At 73.6% G+C, this 2,512-nt stretch carries 3 protein-coding genes and 1 other RNA gene; 2 read left to right on the top strand and 2 right to left on the bottom strand.

All coding sequences use genetic code 11. The annotated features are described in order from the left end of the window. Together HW578_RS25420 and HW578_RS25415 are read right to left on the bottom strand one after the other, a co-directional pair. Nucleotides 1-305 (bottom strand): hypothetical protein (locus HW578_RS25420; protein WP_198373498.1); only part of this gene is annotated, 305 nt, incomplete at its 3' end. Between the two features lie 123 nt (nt 306-428). Then, nucleotides 429-899 (bottom strand): YHS domain-containing (seleno)protein, encoded by a 471-nt coding sequence (locus tag HW578_RS25415; RefSeq protein ID WP_198373497.1) that lies wholly within the window; start codon nt 897-899, stop codon nt 429-431. Between the two features lie 99 nt (nt 900-998). Between HW578_RS25415 and ffs the strand changes: the two genes are divergently transcribed. Together ffs and HW578_RS25405 are read left to right on the top strand one after the other, a co-directional pair. After that, nucleotides 999-1,097: signal recognition particle sRNA small type (gene ffs / locus HW578_RS25410), an RNA gene on the top strand. A gap of 26 nt (nt 1,098-1,123) precedes the next feature. Next, a partial coding sequence (locus HW578_RS25405; protein WP_198373495.1) for a DNA polymerase III subunit gamma/tau occupies nt 1,124-2,512 on the top strand: 1,389 nt, incomplete at its 3' end.

Below are 2,512 nucleotides of genomic sequence, written 5' to 3'. Positions count from 1 at the left end.
CCCAGGCCGAAGAAATAGCCGAGCGCCCGGTCGGCGTGGAACCAGGCCCGCGCCGCCGCCGGCGCCACGGGGCGCACGCGCAGCACGGCCCGCGCCGCGAGCAGTTGTTCCAGCAGCACGAGGCTGCGCGCGTGGCGCAGCCGGGCGTCGGGGTCGGCGCCGGCGGCATCGAACAGGGCGCTGGCGTCGGCATGGGCGTCGCGCAGGTCGGCCTCCTCCACCGCCAGCCAGTCGTCGGGCGAGGGCACAGGGCTGAACGGCCGCAACGCCGGCCAGTCAGCCGGCGCGTCATGGGTGTCGAGCATTCCGGCTTCTCCGGTCGGGGCGGCACGTTCACGTGCCAGTGCCGGAAGGCATGCCCCGGAACGGGGCCAGACTGTTCGCCTCATTCTTCATGTGGCGAAGCGGTCCGGTGCATGGGCGTCGCGCTACCGTGCGGCGATGCGCGGCCAGTTGGCGTCGCCGCGGGCGATGCGGCCGGGCATGTCGGCTTCCCAGCGGCGCTGCACCGTGCGGTCGTAGTTCAGGAACAGTCGGCCATCGACGATCCGCCAGGCGGCGGGGTCGATCGGCGCGGTGTAGCCCTCGCTCACGGCAAAGGCGCAGAACCCGCCATAGGCGGGCGCGTAGCGCTCGGGATCCGCGGCGAACATGTCGCGATGCGCGGCCGAGGCGAAATGCCAGGTTGCCCCACGCCAGGCATGGGCAAAGGCGGCGCTGCCCGCCACCGGGCGGCCCTGCGTGACATAGGCGACCACGTCGGTGCCGCGCACCGCCACACCGCCCTCGGCATTGACCTGCGCGGCGCGCCCTTCGCCGGGCAGCAGCAGGGCGCCGAGCGGCACGGCGAGCGTGGCGCCGGGAACGATCCAGAGCATCGAGCGGCGGGACAAGGCCATGGGGGTTCTCCTTCTGGCGGCGGGTTCGCCGCGCGGGTCGCCGCGGTTACGTTCTCCCCCCATTGGCGCTCCGGGCCGGGCGCATGATATGGTGTCATCGGAAGGTCGGCGGCGGACGGGCTCCCCGCCAACCCGGTCAGGTCCGGAAGGAAGCAGCCGTAACGGGTTCTCGCCCGGGTCGCTTGTCGGCCTTCCACCCCTTTCGCCCCCGTCCCAGGGACAGCATGGCCTCCGACCTCCTCGGCTCCCCCATCCCCGACCTGGGTGACGCCGCGGCGGAGGAAGGCCTGCCGGAGCCCCCCGCGCCCGAGGGGCCGGGGCTGTTCGGGGACCCTGCGCCAGCCCCCGCCCCGCCGCCGCCGAAGCCAGCCGCCGCCGCGCCCGCCACCGGCCCCTATCGCGTGCTGGCGCGCAAGTATCGGCCCACCCATTTCGACGACCTGATCGGCCAGGACGCGCTGGTGCGCACGCTGCGCAATGCCTTCGCGCAGGGGCGCGTGCACCACGCCTTCCTGCTGACCGGCGTGCGCGGCGTCGGCAAGACCACCACGGCGCGCATCATCGCCCGCGCGCTGAACTGCATCGGCGTGGACGGCGCCGGCGGCCCGACCGCCGACCCCTGCGGCGTCTGCGCGGAATGCAAGGCGATCCTGGCGGACCGGCATCCCGACGTGCTCGAGATGGATGCCGCCTCCTCCAACAGCGTGGACGATGTACGCGAACTGCGCGAGGCGCTGCGCTTCCGTCCCGCGCAGGGTCGCCAGAAGGTCTTCATCCTGGACGAGTGCCACATGCTCTCGGCCGCCGCCTTCAACGCGCTGCTCAAGACGCTCGAGGAACCTCCGCCCTCCGTCACCTTCGTGCTGGCCACGACGGAACTGCGCAAGGTGCCGGTCACCATCCGCAGCCGCTGCCAGGTGTTCTCGCTGCGCCGCGTGCCGCAGGAGATGTTGCGCGAGCACTTCGCCGGCATCGCGGCGCAGGAGGACGTGGCGGTCGAGGGCGAGGCGCTGGGCATGATCGCGCGCGCCGCGGATGGTTCGGTGCGCGATGGGCTCTCGCTACTGGACCAGGCGATCGGGCTGGCGGGCGGCGGCGCCGTCACGGGCGAGGGCGTGCGCGACATGCTCGGCCTCGCGGACCGCTTCATGGTCTTCGACCTGATGGAGGCGGTGATGGGCGGCGATGTCGCCGCCGCGCTCGGCATCCTGGACCGCACGCATGAAGTGGGCGCCGACCCACTGGTGGTGCTGCAGGACCTCGCGGAACTGACCCACCTGCTCACCCGCTTCCGCGCCGCGCCCGCGCTGAAGGACGACGCGAGCCTGCCCGAGGCGGAACGCACCCGCGGCGGCGCGTTGGCGATGCGCCTGTCCGTGCCGACGCTGGCCCGCGCCTGGCAGATGCTGCTCAAGGGCGTAGCAGAGGTCCAACAGGAAGGCGTGGACCGCCGCGCCGCGGCCGAGATGGTGCTGATCCGTCTCGCCCACGTGGCCGAGCTGCCCACGCCGGGCGAGCTTGTGAAGCGCCTGACGGCCGAAGGCGGCGGCGACGCTGCGCCGCGCCCCGCGCCGGGCGGTGGCTCGGGCGGCATGCGCGCGATCGCCGGCGGG

It is taken from the genome of Roseomonas rosulenta (assembly GCF_016106005.1).
In the GTDB taxonomy this organism is placed as follows: Bacteria; Pseudomonadota; Alphaproteobacteria; order Acetobacterales; family Acetobacteraceae; genus Neoroseomonas; species Neoroseomonas rosulenta.
Note: the sequence above shows the minus strand (reverse complement) of the source record. Positions and strands in the feature narration are given on the sequence as shown.